We start from the raw sequence: 14,474 nt of genomic DNA on the forward strand, positions 1-14,474 counted from the left end.
AAGTTTGAACGTACCAAGCCGCACGTGAACGTGGGCACGATTGGTCACGTTGACCACGGCAAGACGACGCTGACGGCCGCGATCGCGACCGTGCTGGCGGCCAAGTTCGGCGGCGAAGCCAAGGCCTACGACCAGATCGACGCGGCGCCGGAAGAAAAGGCCCGCGGCATCACGATCAACACCGCGCACGTCGAGTACGAGACGGCCAACCGCCACTACGCGCACGTTGACTGCCCGGGCCACGCCGACTATGTGAAGAACATGATCACGGGCGCGGCGCAGATGGACGGCGCGATCCTGGTGTGCTCGGCCGCTGACGGCCCGATGCCCCAGACCCGCGAGCACATCCTGCTGGCTCGTCAGGTTGGCGTGAAGTACATCATCGTCTTCCTGAACAAGTGCGACATGGTGGACGACGCCGAGCTGCTGGAGCTGGTGGAAATGGAAGTCCGCGAGCTGCTGAGCAAGTACGACTTCCCGGGCGACGACACCCCGATCATCAAGGGTTCGGCCAAGCTGGCGCTGGAAGGCGACAAGGGCGACCTGGGCGAGCAGGCGATCATGCGCCTGGCCGACGCGCTGGACAGCTACATCCCCACGCCTGAGCGCGCGGTGGACGGTGCGTTCCTGCTGCCGGTGGAAGACGTGTTCTCGATCTCGGGTCGTGGCACGGTGGTGACCGGTCGCGTCGAGCGCGGCATCATCAAGGTCGGCGAGGAAATCGAGATCGTGGGCATCCGCGATCTGCAGAAGACCACCGTCACCGGCGTGGAAATGTTCCGCAAGCTGCTGGACCAGGGCCAGGCGGGCGACAACGTGGGCATCCTGCTGCGCGGCACCAAGCGCGAGGACGTCGAGCGCGGCCAAGTGCTGGCCAAGCCGGGCACGATCAAGCCGCACACGCACTTCACTGCTGAGATCTACGTGCTGAGCAAGGAAGAAGGCGGCCGTCACACCCCGTTCTTCAACAACTACCGTCCCCAGTTCTACTTCCGCACGACGGACGTGACTGGTGCCGTGGAGCTGCCGAAGGACAAGGAAATGGTCATGCCGGGCGACAACGTCAGCATCACCGTGAAGCTGATCGCCCCGATCGCCATGGAAGAAGGTCTGCGCTTCGCCATCCGTGAAGGCGGTCGTACCGTCGGCTCGGGCGTCGTGGCCACCATCATCGAGTAAATCTTTTGCTGGTACCCGCTGGGTGCCGGTGAAGGGCGCCGCCAGCTTCGGCGAGCGGCGCGCTCGGTGCTCGGCGGCGCCAATGCTGCCTCCGCGATGCCTGTGGCATTGCGTCGCTCTTTGAAGGAAAAGTCATGTCTACCAAGCAAAAGATCCGCATCCGGCTGAAGGCCTTCGATTACAAGCTGATCGACCAATCGGCGCTGGAAATCGTGGACACCGCCAAGCGCACCGGCGCGATCGTCAAGGGCCCCGTGCCCCTGCCGACCCGCAAGGAGCGTTTCGACATCCTGCGTTCGCCGCACGTCAACAAGACGTCGCGCGACCAGTTTGAAATCCGCACCCACCAGCGTCTGATGGACATCGTCGATCCGACCGACAAGACGGTCGACGCGCTGATGAAGCTGGACCTGCCGGCTGGCGTGGACGTCGAGATCAAGCTGCAGTAATGCGGCCAGGCCGCCGGAGCGATCCGGCCGCCCTCAGGAAGGCGACCTTCGGGTCGCCTTTTTCTTTGGAGCGCGAAGCGGCTCGCTTGCGGTGCGATCAGGGTTGACGCTATACTCCGCAGCTTTTCCGCGCCGGGGTTTCCTGGTGCGGCTTCGTCGCATCGCCGTCGGAGGGGTGTCGGGGCCTTTACCCCTGTCCTCAACGAAGGAGCGGTGCTTGTCGGCCCGGCCAATCGATGTCGGGTGTGTGAAATGACTTCAGGCGCGGGGCGGTGTCTCCGTCGGCGCGTTCGGGGTCAGGAGAAAACCATGAGTCTTAGCAATCGTCTCGGATTGCTGGGCCGCAAGGTGGGCATGATGCGTGTGTTCACGGTCGACGGCGATACCGTCCCCGTGACCGTGCTGGACGTGTCCAACAACCGCGTGACCCAGATCAAGACCGAAGAGTCCGACGGCTACAGCGCCATTCAAGTGACCTACGGCGCGCGCAAGGCGTCCCGTGTCACGAAGCCGGAAGCGGGTCACCTCGCCAAGGCTGGCGTCGAAGCCGGTGAAATCATCAAGGAATTCCGCGTGGATGCCGCGGTCGCCGCCGAATACAAGGCCGGCGCTCAAGTCCCCGTGACGCTGTTCGCCGCCGGCCAACTGGTCGACGTGCAGGGCACCTCGATCGGCAAGGGCTTCGCAGGCACCATCAAGCGCCACAACTTCGGTTCGCAGCGCGCTTCGCACGGTAACAGCCGCTCGCACAACGTTCCTGGCTCCATCTCGATGGCGCAGGATCCGGGCCGCGTGTTCCCGGGCAAGAAGATGTCCGGCCACCTCGGCGACGTCACCGTGACCGTCCAGAACCTGGACGTGGTCCGTATCGACGAAGCCCGCCAGCTGGTGCTGGTCCGTGGTGCCGTTCCTGGCGCGAAGGAAGGATTCGTCGTGATCCGTCCGGCCGTCAAGGTCAAGGTCAAGAAGGGAGCCAACTGATGCAACTCGAGCTCCTGAATGAGCAGGGTCAGGCGACGTCGAAGGTCGACGCTCCCGACACCCTTTTCGCTCGTGATTACAACGAAGCCCTGGTGCACCAGGTGGTCGTGGCTTATCAGGCCAACGCCCGTCAAGGCACCCGCGCTCAGCTGACCCGCGCTGAAGTCCGTCACTCGACGAAGAAGCCGTTCCGTCAGAAGGGCACTGGCAACGCGCGTGCTGGTATGACGTCCTCGCCGCTGTGGCGTGGGGGCGGTCGCATCTTCCCGAACAAGCCGGACGAGAACTTCTCGCACAAGCTGAACAAGAAGATGTACCGCGCCGGCATGGCCGCGATCCTGTCGCAACTGGCCCGCGAAGGCCGCCTGGCTGTCGTGGATTCGATCTCGATCGAAGCCCCGAAGACCAAGCTGCTGGCAGCCAAGCTCAAGGGCATGGGTCTGGACCACGTCATGGTCATCTCCGATCAGGTCGATGACAACCTGCTGCTGGCTTCGCGCAACCTGGCCAACGTGCTGGTCGTCGAGCCGCGCTATGTCGATCCGCTGTCCCTGGTCTTCTACAAGAAGGTCCTGGTGACGAAGGCCGCGATCGAGCAACTGAAGGAGATGCTGGCATGAGCGCGCCCAAGTTTGCTGACGGCCGTCTGGCCAAGGTGCTGCTCGCTCCGATCGTGTCCGAGAAGGCCACGATGGCTGGCGAAAAGCACAACCAAGTCCTGTTCAAGGTCCTGCGCGACGCGACGAAGCCTGAAGTCAAGGCCGCCGTTGAACTGATGTTCAAGGTTGAAGTCGAGGCGGTGAACATCGTCAACGTCAAGGGCAAGACCAAGCGCTTCGGTGGCTGTCTGGGCCGTCGTGACCACGTCAAGAAGGCGTATGTGTCGCTGAAGGCTGGCCAGGAGCTCAACTTCTCCGGGGAGGCTGCGTAATGGCCGTCGTTAAAGTCAAGCCGACTTCGCCAGGCCGTCGTGGCGTGGTGAAGGTGGTGCACAAGCACCTGCACAAGGGCGCTCCCGAGGCTTCGCTGCTCGAGCCCCAGAAGCAAAAGTCTGGCCGTAACAACAACGGTCACATCACGATGCGCCACAAGGGCGGTGGTCACAAGCACCACTACCGCGTGGTGGACTTCCGTCGCAACAAGGACGGCATCCCGGCGAAGGTCGAGCGCATCGAGTACGACCCGAACCGCACGGCTCACATCGCCCTGGTGTGCTATGCCGACGGCGAGCGTCGCTACATCATCGCCCCGCGCAACCTGGAAGTCGGTTCTTCGATCCTGAGCGGCGCGGAAGCCCCGATCAAGGTCGGCAACACGCTGCCCATCCGCAACATTCCCGTGGGTTCGACGATCCACTGCGTGGAACTGCTGCCGAGCAAGGGTGCCCAGATCGCTCGTTCCGCCGGTACGTCGGTCGTGCTGATGGCCCGTGACGGCATGTACGCCCAGATCCGTCTGCGCTCCGGCGAAGTCCGCCGCGTGCACATCGACTGCCGCGCCACCATCGGTGAAGTGAGCAACGAAGAGCACAGCCTGCGCCAGTACGGCAAGGCCGGCGCCATCCGCTGGAAGGGCATCCGCCCGACCGTGCGTGGTACCGCCATGAACCCGGTCGACCACCCGCACGGTGGTGGTGAGGGTCGTACGGGTGAAGGTCAGGCCCCTGTGTCGCCGTGGAACACCCTGACGAAGGGCTACCGCACTCGCAACAACAAGCGCACGCAGACCTTCATCGTCTCGCGTCGCAAGAAGTAAGGGGTTGACCACATGACTCGTTCCCTCAAGAAGGGTCCCTTCGTGGATCACCACCTGATGGCCAAGGTCGACAAGGCCGTTGCCATCAAGGACAAGAAGCCCATCAAGACCTGGTCGCGTCGCTCGACGATCCTGCCCGAGTTCATCGGTCTGACGATCGCCGTGCACAACGGCAAGCAGCACGTGCCGGTCTACGTGTCTGACCAGATGGTCGGCCACAAGCTGGGTGAATTCGCTCTGACCCGCACCTTCAAGGGCCACCCGGCCGACAAGAAGGCCGGTAAGAAGTAAGGATGACGACGATGGAAACCAAAGCAATCGTTCGTGGCGTCCGCCTGTCGTTCGATAAGGGCCGCCTGGTGGCGGACCTGATCCGTGGCAAGAAGGTGGATCAAGCGCTGAACATCCTGGAGTTCACCCAGAAGAAGGCCGCGCTGATCATCAAGAAGGCGCTGGAATCGGCCATCGCCAATGCCGAGCACAACGACGGTGCCGACATTGACGAGCTGAAGGTCACTTCGATCTACGTGGAGCAGGGCACCACGCTGAAGCGGTTCTCCGCGCGCGCCAAGGGCCGCGGCAATCGCATCAGCAAGCCGACCTGCCATATCTACGTGACCGTCGGCAACTGAGCCTGAAGGAAGACTATGGGACAGAAAATTCATCCGACTGGCTTCCGCCTGCCCGTCACCCGTAACTGGGCGTCGCGCTGGTACGCGAACAACCAGAACTTCGCCAGCATGCTGGCCGAAGATCTGCAAGTGCGCGACTTCCTGAAGGCCAAGCTGAAGAACGCCGCCGTTTCGCGCATCCTGATCGAGCGTCCTGCGAAGAACGCCCGCATCACGATCTTCTCGGCCCGTCCGGGCGTGGTGATCGGCAAGAAGGGCGAGGACATCGAGAACCTGAAGGCCGAGCTGGCCAAGCGTCTGGGCGTGCCCGTCGCGGTCAACATCGAAGAAGTGCGCAAGCCCGAGATCGATGCCCAGCTGATCGCCGACTCGATCACCCAGCAGCTCGAGAAGCGCATCATGTTCCGCCGCGCGATGAAGCGCGCGATGCAGAACGCGATGCGCCTGGGCGCGCAGGGCATCAAGATCATGTCCGCCGGCCGTCTGAACGGCATCGAAATCGCTCGTACCGAGTGGTATCGCGAAGGTCGTGTGCCGCTGCACACCCTGAAGGCCGACATCGATTACGGCTTCTCCGAAGCCAAGACCACCTACGGCGTGATCGGCGTCAAGGTGTGGGTGTACCGCGGCGACCGCCTGGCCAATGGCGAGGCTCCCGTGATCAACACCCCCCCGGGTGCCGAAGATGATCGTCGTCCCCGTCGCAATGCCCGTCCGGGCGCGCCGGGTGGCCGTGGTCGTGGCGACAAGCCTGCCGAAGGCGGCGACAAGCCTGCTGCGAAGCGTGTGGTGCGCAAGCCCGCCGCTGACGGCGGCCAGGCGTAAGGAGAACTCAACATGCTGCAACCCGCTCGTCGCAAATATCGCAAGGAGCAAAAGGGCCGCAACACTGGTGTTGCGACCCGCGGCGCGACCGTCGCTTTCGGTGACTTCGGCCTGAAGGCCACCGAGCGCGGCCGCATCACGGCCCGCCAGATCGAAGCGGCTCGCCGTGCCATCTCGCGTCACATCAAGCGCGGTGGCCGGATCTTCATCCGCATCTTCCCGGACAAGCCGATCTCGCAAAAGCCTGCCGAAGTCCGTATGGGTAACGGCAAGGGCAACCCGGAGTACTACGTGGCTGAGATCCAGCCCGGCAAGGTGCTCTACGAGGTCAATGGCGTGCCTGAGGCTCTGGCGCGCGAAGCGTTCACGCTGGCCGCTGCCAAGCTGCCCCTGCGCTGCACCTTCGTGACCCGCCAGCTCGGCGCCTGATTGGAGAACACCCCATGAAAGCATCTGAACTGCGCGCGAAGGACGTGGCTGCCCTGAAGAAGGAAGTCACCGATCTGCTGAAGGCCCACTTTGGTCTGCGCATGCAAAAGGCGACGCAACAACTGACCAACACCTCGGTGCTGGGCAAGACGCGTCGTGACATCGCCCGCGCCAAGACCATCCTGGCCGAGAAGAAGGGAGCCGCGAAATGACGCAAGCTCAAGAGAAGAACACCCGCACCCTGATCGGTCGCGTCGTCAGCGACAAGCGCGCCAAGACCGTCACCGTGCTGGTCGAGCGCCGTGCCAAGCACGAGCTCTACGGCAAGATCGTGGCTCGTTCCCGCAAGTACCACGCCCATGACGAAAAGGGCGAGTACAAGATGGGTGACGTGGTCGAGATCGCCGAAGGCCGTCCGCTGTCCAAGACCAAGAGCTGGGTGGTGACCCGCCTGGTCGAGAAGGCTCAGCTGGTCTGATCGCCTGCGCCGCCGTCGTGGCGGTGCCTGCCGGGAGCGCCCCGTTCTCTGGCACATGAATGGCTGTACGCCGGTAATCCCGGTGTGCAGCCATTTTTCATTTTTCGCGGCACACTCTGCCGCTTTCCTTTTCTTCACAACATCTACCAGGAGTGCGTCATGCTGAAAGTGGGCGATCGACTGCCGGCCGGCAATCTGCAGGAATTCATCGAAGTCGAGGGCGAGGGCTGCTCGCTCGGTCCGAACAGCTTTGACATCGAGAAGCTGACCGCAGGCAAGACCGTGGCGATCTTCGCGCTGCCGGGTGCTTTCACGCCGACATGCTCCGCGCAGCACGTTCCGGGCTATGTGGCCCAAGCCGACGCATTCAAGGCCGCGGGCGTCGACGAGGTCTGGTGCATCTCGGTGAATGACGCATTCGTGATGGGCGCTTGGGGCCGCGAACAGAAGACAGCGGGCAAGGTTCGCATGATGGCTGACGGCAGCGCGGCTTTCACGCAGGCCACGGGTCTGACGCTGGACCTGGTCGCCCGCGGCATGGGCCTGCGCTCGCAGCGCTACTCGATGCTGGTCAAGGACGGCGTCGTCAAGACGCTGAACATCGAGGCGCCCGGCAAGTTCGAGGTCAGTGACGCCGGCACGCTGCTCAAGCAGGCGCAGGCGCTCTGACAGCTATATCCGTCAGTTGACAGGCGGATTGTGCTTCGCGCATAATCCGCAGCTTCGCCGAATGGTGGCTCCGTTGCTCAACGGGGTTTCGGGGCCCGCTCCTGAAACGCGCCGCCTTCGGTTCTAGGTTTCTTGCCCATTTAGGCCAGACGCGGGTCGCCGCAAGGTGACAGGTGATTGGCTTACGGGCCCAAGACTGACCGCTCTCTGGATGGCTGCGATGGTCGCAGTTGCCTGAGCGGGAAAAGTTGGGGACAGACATGATCCAAATGCAATCGCGACTCGACGTCGCGGACAACACTGGCGCCAAGTCCGTCATGTGCATCAAGGTGCTTGGTGGTTCCAAGCGTCGCTATGCGCATATTGGCGACATCATCAAGGTCAGCATCAAGGAAGCTGCTCCGCGCGGCCGCGTCAAGAAGGGCGAGGTCTACAACGCGGTGGTCGTGCGCACTGCCAAGGGTGTGCGCCGCCAGGACGGCTCCCTGGTCAAGTTCGACGGCAATGCCGCCGTGCTGCTGAACGCCAAGCTGGAGCCCATCGGCACCCGCATCTTCGGCCCGGTCACGCGTGAACTGCGTACCGAGCGCTTCATGAAGATCGTGTCGCTGGCGCCTGAGGTGCTCTAAGCCCCGCTCAGACAAAGGTATTGCCATGAACAAGATTCGCACAGGCGACGAGGTCATCGTCCTGACCGGCCGCGACAAGGGTAAGCGCGGAACCGTGACGCTGCGCGTCGATGCCGACCATGTCGTCGTCGAAGGCATCAACGTCGTCAAGAAGCACGTCAAGCCGAACCCGCTGAAGGGCACGACTGGCGGCATCGTCGACAAGTCCATGCCCATCCATCAATCCAACGTGGCGATCTTCAACGCCGCTGCCGGCAAGGCCGATCGCGTGGGCATCAAGCTCGGCGCGGATGGCAAGCGGGTGCGCGTGTTCAAGTCGACCGGCGAAGAGATCAAGGCCTAAGGGGTAAGACATGGCTCGTTTGCAAGAGTTCTATCGCGAGAAGGTCGTCCCGGGTCTGACCGAGAAGTTCGGCTACAAGTCCGTCATGGAAGTGCCGCGCATCACCAAGATCACGCTGAACATGGGCGTGAGCGAGGCGGTCGCCGACAAGAAGGTCATGGACCACGCCGTGGGCGACCTGACCAAGATCGCCGGCCAGAAGCCTGTCGTCACCAAGTCGAAGAAGGCGATCGCCGGCTTCAAGATCCGTGACGGTGTGCCCATCGGCTGCATGGTGACCCTGCGTGGCGCCACGATGTACGAATTCCTGGACCGTTTCGTCACCGTGGCCCTGCCGCGCGTGCGTGACTTCCGCGGTATCTCCGGTCGCTCGTTCGACGGTCGCGGCAACTACAACATCGGCGTCAAGGAACAGATCATCTTCCCCGAAATCGAGTACGACAAGGTGGATGCTCTGCGTGGTCTGAACATCAGCATCACGACGACGGCCAAGACGGACGACGAAGCCAAGGCTCTGCTGGCTGCGTTCAAGTTCCCGTTCAAGAACTGAGGTGACCCGTGGCAAAACTCTCGATCAAGCAACGTGAGCTGAAGCGCGCCCAACTGGTCGCCAAGTACGCCAAGAAGTACGCGGAACTGAAGGCCATCATCGACGACAGCAAGAAGTCGGACGAAGAGCGCTATCTGGCCCGTCTGGAGCTGCAGAAGCTGCCCCGGAATGCCAACCCGACCCGCCAGCGCAACCGCTGTGAACTGACCGGCCGCCCCCGTGGCACGTTCCGCAAGTTCGGCCTGGCTCGTAACAAGATTCGTGAGCTGGCCTTCAAGGGCGACATCCCCGGTGTCGTCAAGGCCAGCTGGTAATCGGCAGGTTTAGGAGATTTCGTATGAGCATGAGTGATCCTATCGCCGATATGCTGACCCGCATTCGCAACGCCCAGAGCGTTGAGAAGGCCAGCGTCGTGATGCCTTCGTCGAAGCTGAAGGTCGCGATCGCCAAGGTCCTGAAGGATGAAGGCTATATCGACGATTTCGCGGTGCGTGGCGATGCTGCCCGCCCCGAGCTCGAGATCGCGCTGAAGTATTACGCCGGTCGTCCGGTGATCGAGCGCATCGAGCGCGTGAGCCGTCCCGGCCTGCGCATCTACAAGGGCCGCCACGACATTCCCCAGGTCATGAATGGCCTGGGCGTGGCGATCGTCACGACCCCGAAGGGCGTGATGACCGACCGCAAGGCACGTCAAGCCGGTGTCGGCGGCGAAGTGCTTTGCTACGTCGCCTAAGCCAAGGAGAGACAGACAATGTCCCGCGTTGGAAAAATGCCGGTCGTCCTCCCGCAAGGCGTGGAAGCGACGATCGCCGCTGAGAAGATCAGCGTCAAGGGTGCCCAGGGCACCCTGTTCGTGGCCGCGAATCCGCTGGTCACGGTCAAGCTGGAAGGCGGCAAGCTGACTTTCGTCCCGGTCAACGAATCGGCTGAAGCCGATGCGATGAGCGGCACGATGCGCGCGCTGCTGAACAACATGGTCAACGGCGTCAGCAAGGGCTTCGAGAAGAAGCTGAACCTGGTTGGCGTGGGCTTCCGTGCCCAGGCCCAAGGCCAGAAGCTGAACCTGCAGATCGGTTTCTCGCATCCGGTGGTCAAGGACATGCCGGCTGGTATCAAGGTCGAGTGCCCGACCCAGACGGAAATCCTGATCAAGGGTGCGGATCGCCAGGTCGTCGGCCAGATCGCTGCCGAAGTGCGCGCGATCCGTCCGCCGGAGCCCTACAAGGGCAAGGGCATCCGTTACGCCGACGAGAAGGTCTCCCTCAAAGAGACCAAGAAGAAGTAAGGAGCCGCGCCATGCTGAACAAGAAGGAACAACGCCTGCGTCGTTCGCGTCAAACGCGTGCCCGCATCGCCCTGCAGCGCGTGGCCCGTCTGACGGTCTTCCGCTCGAACCTGCACATCTACGCCTCGGTCATCTCCGAAGACGGTCAGCGCGTGCTGGCTTCCGCTTCGACCGCCGAGAAGGAAGTGCGCACGCAGCTGTCCGGCAAGGGCGGCAACGTGGCCGCCGCGAGCCTGATCGGCAAGCGCATCGCCGAGAAGGCGAAGGCCGCTGGCGTCGAGAAGGTGGCTTTCGACCGTTCGGGCTTCGCCTACCACGGCCGTGTCAAGGCCCTGGCTGAAGCCGCTCGCGAAGCCGGCCTGCAGTTCTGACGCTCAAAGGATTAGGAAATGGCAAAGTTTCAACCCCGCGCTCAGACCGAAGGCAACGACGACGGCCTGAAGGAAAAGATGATCGCGGTCAACCGCGTCACGAAAGTTGTGAAGGGCGGCCGCACGCTGTCCTTCGCTGCGCTGACCGTGGTCGGTGACGGCGATGGCCGCATCGGCATGGGCAAGGGCAAGGCCAAGGAAGTGCCCGTCGCCGTGCAGAAGGCGATGGAATCGGCCCGCCGCAACATGATCAAGGTCGCCCTGAAGAACGGCACCATCCAGCACAACGTGGTGGGTGAGCACGGCGCGGCGCACGTGATCATGGCTCCGGCTCCCGCCGGTACCGGCGTGATCGCTGGCGGCCCGATGCGCGCTGTCTTCGAGGTGATGGGCGTGACCGACATCGTGACCAAGAGCCACGGTTCGACCAACCCCTACAACATGGTTCGTGCCACGCTGGACGCGCTCAAGCGCTGTTCCACGCCCGCCCAAGTGGCGGCCAAGCGCGGCAAGACGGTTGAAGAAATCTTCAACTGAGCGCCAGGAGATCGAGATGTCTGACAAGAAAACGCTCACGGTCAAGCTGGTCCGCAGCCCGATCGGCTGCCGCGCCGACCATCGCGCGACGGTCGTCGGCCTGGGTCTTCGCAAGCTGAACAGCACGAAGACGCTGGAAGACACGCCCGCGGTGCGCGGCATGATCAACAAGATCGCCTACCTGGTGCAGGTGCTGTAAGCACAGCATCGACGAGGAATAGAAGATGCAACTCAATACCATCAAGCCCGCCGCTGGTGCCAAGCACGCCAAGCGTCGCGTGGGCCGTGGCATCGGCTCGGGTCTGGGTAAGACCGCCGGCCGTGGTCACAAGGGTCAGAAGTCGCGCGCCGGTGGCTTCCACAAGGTCGGCTTCGAAGGCGGCCAGATGCCGCTGCAGCGTCGCCTGCCCAAGCGTGGTTTCAAGTCCCTGGCTCGTCCGTTCAACGCGGAAGTGACGCTGTCGGAACTGAACCAGCTGACCGGCGACGAAATCGACCTGCTGACGCTGAAGGCTGTCGGCCTGGTGTCGGAGCTGGCGAAGTCGGTGAAGGTCATCAAGTCCGGCGAGATCACCCGCAAGGTGTCGATCAAGGGTCTGGGCGTGACGGCCGGCGCGAAGGCGGCGATCGAAGCCGCCGGCGGCTCCGTCGCTTAATCAGCCAAGCACAGGACTAGGCGGCAGTGGCAAGCAACGCATCCCAGTTGGCCAAGAGCGGCAAGTTCGGCGACCTGCGTCGCCGGCTGGTGTTCCTGGTCCTCGCGCTGGTGGTTTACCGCATCGGGGCGCACATCCCCGTGCCCGGTATCGATCCTGCGCAGCTTCAGCAGCTGTTCAAGGGCCAGCAGGGCGGGATCCTGAGCCTGTTCAACATGTTCTCGGGCGGTGCGCTGTCGCGCTTCACCGTCTTCGCGCTGGGCATCATGCCCTACATCTCGGCCTCGATCGTCATGCAGCTCATGACCTACGTGGTGCCGAGCCTGGAAGCGCTGAAGAAGGAAGGCGAGGCGGGGCGTCGCAAGATCACGCAGTACACGCGCTACGGCACGCTGGGCCTGGCGATCTTCCAGAGTCTGAGCATCGCGTTCGCTCTGGAGAGCTCTCCGGGGCTGGTGTTGAGCCCGGGCTTCGGGTTCCGCATCACTGCGGTGACCAGTCTGGTGGCCGGCACGATGTTCCTGATGTGGCTGGGTGAGCAGATCACCGAGCGCGGTCTGGGCAACGGCATCTCGATCCTGATCTTCGGCGGCATCGCCGCTGGTCTGCCAGGCGCCATCGGCGGCCTGCTCGAGCTGGTTCGTACCGGTGCGATGAGCGTGTTCTCGTGCCTGATCGTGATCGTGATCGTGGCCGCGGTGACTTACCTGGTCGTGTTCGTCGAACGTGGCCAGCGCAAGATCCTGGTGAACTACGCGAAGCGTCAGGTCGGGAACAAGGTCTACGGCGGCCAGAGTTCGCATCTGCCGCTGAAGCTGAACATGTCGGGTGTGATTCCGCCGATCTTCGCGTCGTCGATCATCTTGCTGCCCACCACGCTGGTGAGCTGGTTCGCGACTGGCGACAGCATGCGCTGGCTGAAGGACATCGCGGATGCGCTGCGTCCGGGACAACCGATCTATGTGCTGCTGTATTCGGCTGCGATCGTGTTCTTCTGCTTCTTCTACACGGCGCTGGTGTTCAACAGCCGTGAGACCGCAGACAACCTGAAGAAGAGCGGTGCGTTCATCCCCGGGATCCGTCCCGGTGACCAGACGGCTCGGCACATCGACAAGATCCTGTCCCGGCTGACGCTGGCCGGGGCGGTGTACATCACCGGCGTGTGCCTGCTGCCTGAGTTCCTGACGCTGAAGTACAACGTCCCGTTCTATTTCGGTGGCACGTCGCTGTTGATCATCGTGGTCGTCACGATGGACTTCTGGGCCCAGGTCCAGTCCTATGTGATGAGCCAGCAGTATGAGTCCCTGCTGAAGAAGGCCAGCTTCAAGGCCAACTGATGCACCAGGCTAGGTAAACATTCAGACCCAATTCGGCAAGTATCGAAGGTATGGCGAAAGACGACGTCATTCAGATGCAAGGCGAGATTCTCGAGAACCTCCCGAATGCAACCTTCCGAGTCAAGCTGGAGAACGGTCACGTCGTTCTCGGTCACATTTCCGGGAAGATGCGGATGCACTACATCCGAATCCTCCCAGGCGACAAGGTGACTGTGGAATTGACGCCGTACGATTTGAGTCGTGCTCGCATCGTGTTCCGGGCGAAGTGAGCTTTTTAGCAACCCCCCGGATTAACGCTGATTGAGCGAACAGAGTAGGTCAAGGAGCAGACCATGAAAGTTTCGGCATCCGTCAAGAAGATGTGCCGCAATTGCAAGATCATCCGTCGTAATGGCGTGGTGCGTGTGATCTGTACCGATCCCCGCCACAAGCAGCGCCAAGGCTGATTGGCCTCACGACTGCAAGCGAATTAGAGGACGCACATGGCACGTATTGCTGGTATCAACATTCCGCCGCACAAGCACACCGAGATCGGTCTGACCTCGATCTACGGCATTGGCCGTACGACCGCGCAGAAGATCTGCAACAGCTGCGGCATTCCGCTGGACAAGAAGGTCAAGGACCTGACCGACTCCGATCTGGAAAAGATCCGTGAGGAAGTGGGCCGCCTGACCATCGAAGGCGACCTGCGTCGCGAGATGTCCATCAACATCAAGCGCCTGATGGACCTGGGTTGCTATCGTGGCTTCCGCCATCGCCGTGGCCTGCCGGTGCGCGGCCAGCGTACCCGCACGAACGCCCGTACCCGCAAGGGTCCGCGCAAGTCGGCGGCGACCGGCAAGAAGTAATCGGCGGCATCTGAAGAAAGCAAACCATGGCAAAAGCACCCAATAACTCGGCTGCCCAGCGCGTTCGCAAGAAGGTTCGGAAGAACGTTGCCGACGGCATCGCCCACGTGCACGCGTCGTTCAACAACACCATCATCACGATCACCGATCGTCAAGGTGGTGCGCTGTCCTGGGCCTCCTCGGGCGGCCAGGGCTTCAAGGGCTCGCGCAAGTCGACTCCTTTCGCGGCCCAGGTGGCTGCCGAAGTGGCCGGCCGTGCCGCTCAGGAGCAGGGCATCAAGAACCTGGACGTCAAGATCAAGGGCCCCGGCCCGGGTCGCGAATCCTCGGTGCGTGCCCTGGCCGCGCTGGGCATCCGCATCAACTCGATCTCCGACGTGACGCCGGTGCCGCACAACGGCTGCCGTCCGCAGAAGCGTCGCCGCATCTAAGCGCTTGCGCAGAGCGATCGCAATCAGTGCGATAATCGCTGATTCGATCAGATCCAGCCGGCTGGCGCGTCAGTGCCAGCCGGCCGTTTT

General features: G+C 62.7%; 28 protein-coding genes. All 28 read left to right on the forward strand.

What is annotated here, in order from left to right:
* The coding region (gene tuf, locus ACTJKJ_RS15905; protein WP_440821023.1) for an elongation factor Tu at positions 1-1,179 on the forward strand (1,179 nt) is incomplete at its 5' end.
* Between the two features lie 134 nt (positions 1,180-1,313).
* The gene (gene rpsJ, locus ACTJKJ_RS15910; protein ID WP_067065169.1) at positions 1,314-1,628 is read left to right on the forward strand and encodes a 30S ribosomal protein S10; all 315 of its coding nucleotides are present in this window, start codon (positions 1,314-1,316) and stop codon (positions 1,626-1,628) included.
* Between the two features lie 309 nt (positions 1,629-1,937).
* The gene (rplC, locus tag ACTJKJ_RS15915) at positions 1,938-2,609 is read left to right on the forward strand and encodes a 50S ribosomal protein L3 (RefSeq protein WP_091728085.1); all 672 of its coding nucleotides are present in this window, start codon (positions 1,938-1,940) and stop codon (positions 2,607-2,609) included.
* Positions 2,609-3,229 (forward strand): 50S ribosomal protein L4, encoded by a 621-nt coding sequence (gene rplD, locus ACTJKJ_RS15920; protein ID WP_091728080.1) that lies wholly within the window; start codon positions 2,609-2,611, stop codon positions 3,227-3,229. The genes rplC and rplD overlap by 1 nt, the downstream gene beginning before the upstream one ends.
* Positions 3,226-3,540, forward strand: a complete 315-nt coding sequence (gene rplW / locus ACTJKJ_RS15925; RefSeq protein ID WP_440821024.1) for a 50S ribosomal protein L23 — start codon at positions 3,226-3,228, stop codon at positions 3,538-3,540. Before rplD ends, rplW begins: the two co-directional genes overlap by 4 nt.
* Positions 3,540-4,364 carry a 50S ribosomal protein L2 gene (gene rplB, locus ACTJKJ_RS15930; protein ID WP_091728072.1) on the forward strand — a complete coding sequence of 275 codons (825 nt, stop codon included), beginning with the start codon at positions 3,540-3,542 and terminating at the stop codon, positions 4,362-4,364. The genes rplW and rplB overlap by 1 nt, the downstream gene beginning before the upstream one ends.
* Before the next feature lie 12 nt (positions 4,365-4,376).
* The gene (gene rpsS / locus ACTJKJ_RS15935; protein WP_056194250.1) at positions 4,377-4,655 is read left to right on the forward strand and encodes a 30S ribosomal protein S19; all 279 of its coding nucleotides are present in this window, start codon (positions 4,377-4,379) and stop codon (positions 4,653-4,655) included.
* 11 nt (positions 4,656-4,666) lie between these two features.
* Positions 4,667-4,996: a 50S ribosomal protein L22 gene (rplV, locus tag ACTJKJ_RS15940; protein WP_058937144.1), complete on the forward strand. Its 330-nt coding sequence runs from the start codon at positions 4,667-4,669 to the stop codon at positions 4,994-4,996.
* 15 nt (positions 4,997-5,011) lie between these two features.
* Complete coding sequence (gene rpsC, locus ACTJKJ_RS15945) at positions 5,012-5,821, forward strand: 30S ribosomal protein S3 (protein WP_067065181.1); 810 nt, start codon at positions 5,012-5,014, stop codon at positions 5,819-5,821.
* 12 nt (positions 5,822-5,833) lie between these two features.
* Positions 5,834-6,250, forward strand: a complete 417-nt coding sequence (rplP, locus tag ACTJKJ_RS15950) for a 50S ribosomal protein L16 (RefSeq protein WP_067065182.1) — start codon at positions 5,834-5,836, stop codon at positions 6,248-6,250.
* Positions 6,251-6,264: 14 nt separating this feature from the next.
* Positions 6,265-6,462, forward strand: coding sequence for a 50S ribosomal protein L29 (gene rpmC / locus ACTJKJ_RS15955; RefSeq protein WP_091728069.1), 198 nt, complete (start codon positions 6,265-6,267; stop codon positions 6,460-6,462).
* A complete protein-coding gene (gene rpsQ / locus ACTJKJ_RS15960; RefSeq protein WP_091728066.1) occupies positions 6,459-6,728 on the forward strand; it encodes a 30S ribosomal protein S17 in 270 nt (89 codons plus the stop codon). The genes rpmC and rpsQ overlap by 4 nt, the downstream gene beginning before the upstream one ends.
* Positions 6,729-6,887: 159 nt before the next feature.
* The gene (locus ACTJKJ_RS15965) at positions 6,888-7,397 is read left to right on the forward strand and encodes a peroxiredoxin (RefSeq protein WP_147240227.1); all 510 of its coding nucleotides are present in this window, start codon (positions 6,888-6,890) and stop codon (positions 7,395-7,397) included.
* 260 nt (positions 7,398-7,657) lie between these two features.
* Complete coding sequence (gene rplN, locus ACTJKJ_RS15970) at positions 7,658-8,026, forward strand: 50S ribosomal protein L14 (RefSeq protein ID WP_058933605.1); 369 nt, start codon at positions 7,658-7,660, stop codon at positions 8,024-8,026.
* 25 nt (positions 8,027-8,051) lie between these two features.
* Positions 8,052-8,369 carry a 50S ribosomal protein L24 gene (gene rplX, locus ACTJKJ_RS15975; protein WP_091728061.1) on the forward strand — a complete coding sequence of 106 codons (318 nt, stop codon included), beginning with the start codon at positions 8,052-8,054 and terminating at the stop codon, positions 8,367-8,369.
* Between the two features lie 10 nt (positions 8,370-8,379).
* Positions 8,380-8,919, forward strand: coding sequence for a 50S ribosomal protein L5 (gene rplE / locus ACTJKJ_RS15980; RefSeq protein WP_067278833.1), 540 nt, complete (start codon positions 8,380-8,382; stop codon positions 8,917-8,919).
* A gap of 8 nt (positions 8,920-8,927) precedes the next feature.
* Positions 8,928-9,233, forward strand: a complete 306-nt coding sequence (rpsN, locus tag ACTJKJ_RS15985) for a 30S ribosomal protein S14 (protein ID WP_067065192.1) — start codon at positions 8,928-8,930, stop codon at positions 9,231-9,233.
* 23 nt (positions 9,234-9,256) lie between these two features.
* Positions 9,257-9,652, forward strand: coding sequence for a 30S ribosomal protein S8 (gene rpsH / locus ACTJKJ_RS15990; RefSeq protein ID WP_058933609.1), 396 nt, complete (start codon positions 9,257-9,259; stop codon positions 9,650-9,652).
* Positions 9,653-9,670: 18 nt separating this feature from the next.
* Entirely contained in the window at positions 9,671-10,204 is a 534-nt protein-coding gene (gene rplF / locus ACTJKJ_RS15995) for a 50S ribosomal protein L6 (RefSeq protein WP_091728059.1), read from the forward strand.
* Between the two features lie 11 nt (positions 10,205-10,215).
* Positions 10,216-10,575: a 50S ribosomal protein L18 gene (gene rplR, locus ACTJKJ_RS16000; RefSeq protein ID WP_067278827.1), complete on the forward strand. Its 360-nt coding sequence runs from the start codon at positions 10,216-10,218 to the stop codon at positions 10,573-10,575.
* Positions 10,576-10,593: 18 nt separating this feature from the next.
* The gene (gene rpsE / locus ACTJKJ_RS16005) at positions 10,594-11,112 is read left to right on the forward strand and encodes a 30S ribosomal protein S5 (protein WP_091728057.1); all 519 of its coding nucleotides are present in this window, start codon (positions 10,594-10,596) and stop codon (positions 11,110-11,112) included.
* Between the two features lie 16 nt (positions 11,113-11,128).
* A complete protein-coding gene (gene rpmD, locus ACTJKJ_RS16010) occupies positions 11,129-11,311 on the forward strand; it encodes a 50S ribosomal protein L30 (protein WP_067065198.1) in 183 nt (60 codons plus the stop codon).
* A 25-nt stretch (positions 11,312-11,336) separates the two neighbouring features.
* Positions 11,337-11,768: a 50S ribosomal protein L15 gene (gene rplO / locus ACTJKJ_RS16015; RefSeq protein ID WP_091728055.1), complete on the forward strand. Its 432-nt coding sequence runs from the start codon at positions 11,337-11,339 to the stop codon at positions 11,766-11,768.
* Between the two features lie 26 nt (positions 11,769-11,794).
* The gene (secY, locus tag ACTJKJ_RS16020; protein WP_091728053.1) at positions 11,795-13,105 is read left to right on the forward strand and encodes a preprotein translocase subunit SecY; all 1,311 of its coding nucleotides are present in this window, start codon (positions 11,795-11,797) and stop codon (positions 13,103-13,105) included.
* A gap of 50 nt (positions 13,106-13,155) precedes the next feature.
* The gene (gene infA / locus ACTJKJ_RS16025) at positions 13,156-13,374 is read left to right on the forward strand and encodes a translation initiation factor IF-1 (RefSeq protein WP_009855680.1); all 219 of its coding nucleotides are present in this window, start codon (positions 13,156-13,158) and stop codon (positions 13,372-13,374) included.
* 63 nt (positions 13,375-13,437) lie between these two features.
* The gene (gene rpmJ / locus ACTJKJ_RS16030; RefSeq protein WP_058933616.1) at positions 13,438-13,551 is read left to right on the forward strand and encodes a 50S ribosomal protein L36; all 114 of its coding nucleotides are present in this window, start codon (positions 13,438-13,440) and stop codon (positions 13,549-13,551) included.
* A 36-nt stretch (positions 13,552-13,587) separates the two neighbouring features.
* On the forward strand, positions 13,588-13,953 hold the full coding sequence (gene rpsM / locus ACTJKJ_RS16035) for a 30S ribosomal protein S13 (RefSeq protein ID WP_091728051.1): 366 nt from the start codon (positions 13,588-13,590) through the stop codon (positions 13,951-13,953).
* Between the two features lie 26 nt (positions 13,954-13,979).
* Positions 13,980-14,384: a 30S ribosomal protein S11 gene (gene rpsK, locus ACTJKJ_RS16040; RefSeq protein WP_056194196.1), complete on the forward strand. Its 405-nt coding sequence runs from the start codon at positions 13,980-13,982 to the stop codon at positions 14,382-14,384.
* Positions 14,385-14,474 lie beyond the last annotated feature (90 nt).

The organism is Roseateles sp. 22389 (assembly GCF_052044995.1).
GTDB lineage: Bacteria > Pseudomonadota > Gammaproteobacteria > Burkholderiales > Burkholderiaceae_C > Roseateles.

Excerpts from the sequence above, each read along its gene's own strand:
- rpsJ (WP_067065169.1), top strand. The coding sequence starts at position 1,314 with ATGTCTACCAAGCAAAAGATCCGCATCCGGCTGAAGGCCTTCGATTAC.
- rplC (WP_091728085.1), top strand. The coding sequence starts at position 1,938 with ATGAGTCTTAGCAATCGTCTCGGATTGCTGGGCCGCAAGGTGGGCATG.
- rplD (WP_091728080.1), top strand. The coding sequence starts at position 2,609 with ATGCAACTCGAGCTCCTGAATGAGCAGGGTCAGGCGACGTCGAAGGTC.
- rplW (WP_440821024.1), top strand. The coding sequence starts at position 3,226 with ATGAGCGCGCCCAAGTTTGCTGACGGCCGTCTGGCCAAGGTGCTGCTC.
- rplB (WP_091728072.1), top strand. The coding sequence starts at position 3,540 with ATGGCCGTCGTTAAAGTCAAGCCGACTTCGCCAGGCCGTCGTGGCGTG.
- rpsS (WP_056194250.1), top strand. The coding sequence starts at position 4,377 with ATGACTCGTTCCCTCAAGAAGGGTCCCTTCGTGGATCACCACCTGATG.
- rplV (WP_058937144.1), top strand. The coding sequence starts at position 4,667 with ATGGAAACCAAAGCAATCGTTCGTGGCGTCCGCCTGTCGTTCGATAAG.
- rpsC (WP_067065181.1), top strand. The coding sequence starts at position 5,012 with ATGGGACAGAAAATTCATCCGACTGGCTTCCGCCTGCCCGTCACCCGT.
- rplP (WP_067065182.1), top strand. The coding sequence starts at position 5,834 with ATGCTGCAACCCGCTCGTCGCAAATATCGCAAGGAGCAAAAGGGCCGC.
- rpmC (WP_091728069.1), top strand. The coding sequence starts at position 6,265 with ATGAAAGCATCTGAACTGCGCGCGAAGGACGTGGCTGCCCTGAAGAAG.
- rpsQ (WP_091728066.1), top strand. The coding sequence starts at position 6,459 with ATGACGCAAGCTCAAGAGAAGAACACCCGCACCCTGATCGGTCGCGTC.
- ACTJKJ_RS15965 (WP_147240227.1), top strand. The coding sequence starts at position 6,888 with ATGCTGAAAGTGGGCGATCGACTGCCGGCCGGCAATCTGCAGGAATTC.
- rplN (WP_058933605.1), top strand. The coding sequence starts at position 7,658 with ATGATCCAAATGCAATCGCGACTCGACGTCGCGGACAACACTGGCGCC.
- rplX (WP_091728061.1), top strand. The coding sequence starts at position 8,052 with ATGAACAAGATTCGCACAGGCGACGAGGTCATCGTCCTGACCGGCCGC.
- rplE (WP_067278833.1), top strand. The coding sequence starts at position 8,380 with ATGGCTCGTTTGCAAGAGTTCTATCGCGAGAAGGTCGTCCCGGGTCTG.
- rpsH (WP_058933609.1), top strand. The coding sequence starts at position 9,257 with ATGAGCATGAGTGATCCTATCGCCGATATGCTGACCCGCATTCGCAAC.
- rplF (WP_091728059.1), top strand. The coding sequence starts at position 9,671 with ATGTCCCGCGTTGGAAAAATGCCGGTCGTCCTCCCGCAAGGCGTGGAA.
- rplR (WP_067278827.1), top strand. The coding sequence starts at position 10,216 with ATGCTGAACAAGAAGGAACAACGCCTGCGTCGTTCGCGTCAAACGCGT.
- rpsE (WP_091728057.1), top strand. The coding sequence starts at position 10,594 with ATGGCAAAGTTTCAACCCCGCGCTCAGACCGAAGGCAACGACGACGGC.
- rpmD (WP_067065198.1), top strand. The coding sequence starts at position 11,129 with ATGTCTGACAAGAAAACGCTCACGGTCAAGCTGGTCCGCAGCCCGATC.
- rplO (WP_091728055.1), top strand. The coding sequence starts at position 11,337 with ATGCAACTCAATACCATCAAGCCCGCCGCTGGTGCCAAGCACGCCAAG.
- infA (WP_009855680.1), top strand. The coding sequence starts at position 13,156 with ATGGCGAAAGACGACGTCATTCAGATGCAAGGCGAGATTCTCGAGAAC.
- rpmJ (WP_058933616.1), top strand. The coding sequence starts at position 13,438 with ATGAAAGTTTCGGCATCCGTCAAGAAGATGTGCCGCAATTGCAAGATC.
- rpsM (WP_091728051.1), top strand. The coding sequence starts at position 13,588 with ATGGCACGTATTGCTGGTATCAACATTCCGCCGCACAAGCACACCGAG.
- rpsK (WP_056194196.1), top strand. The coding sequence starts at position 13,980 with ATGGCAAAAGCACCCAATAACTCGGCTGCCCAGCGCGTTCGCAAGAAG.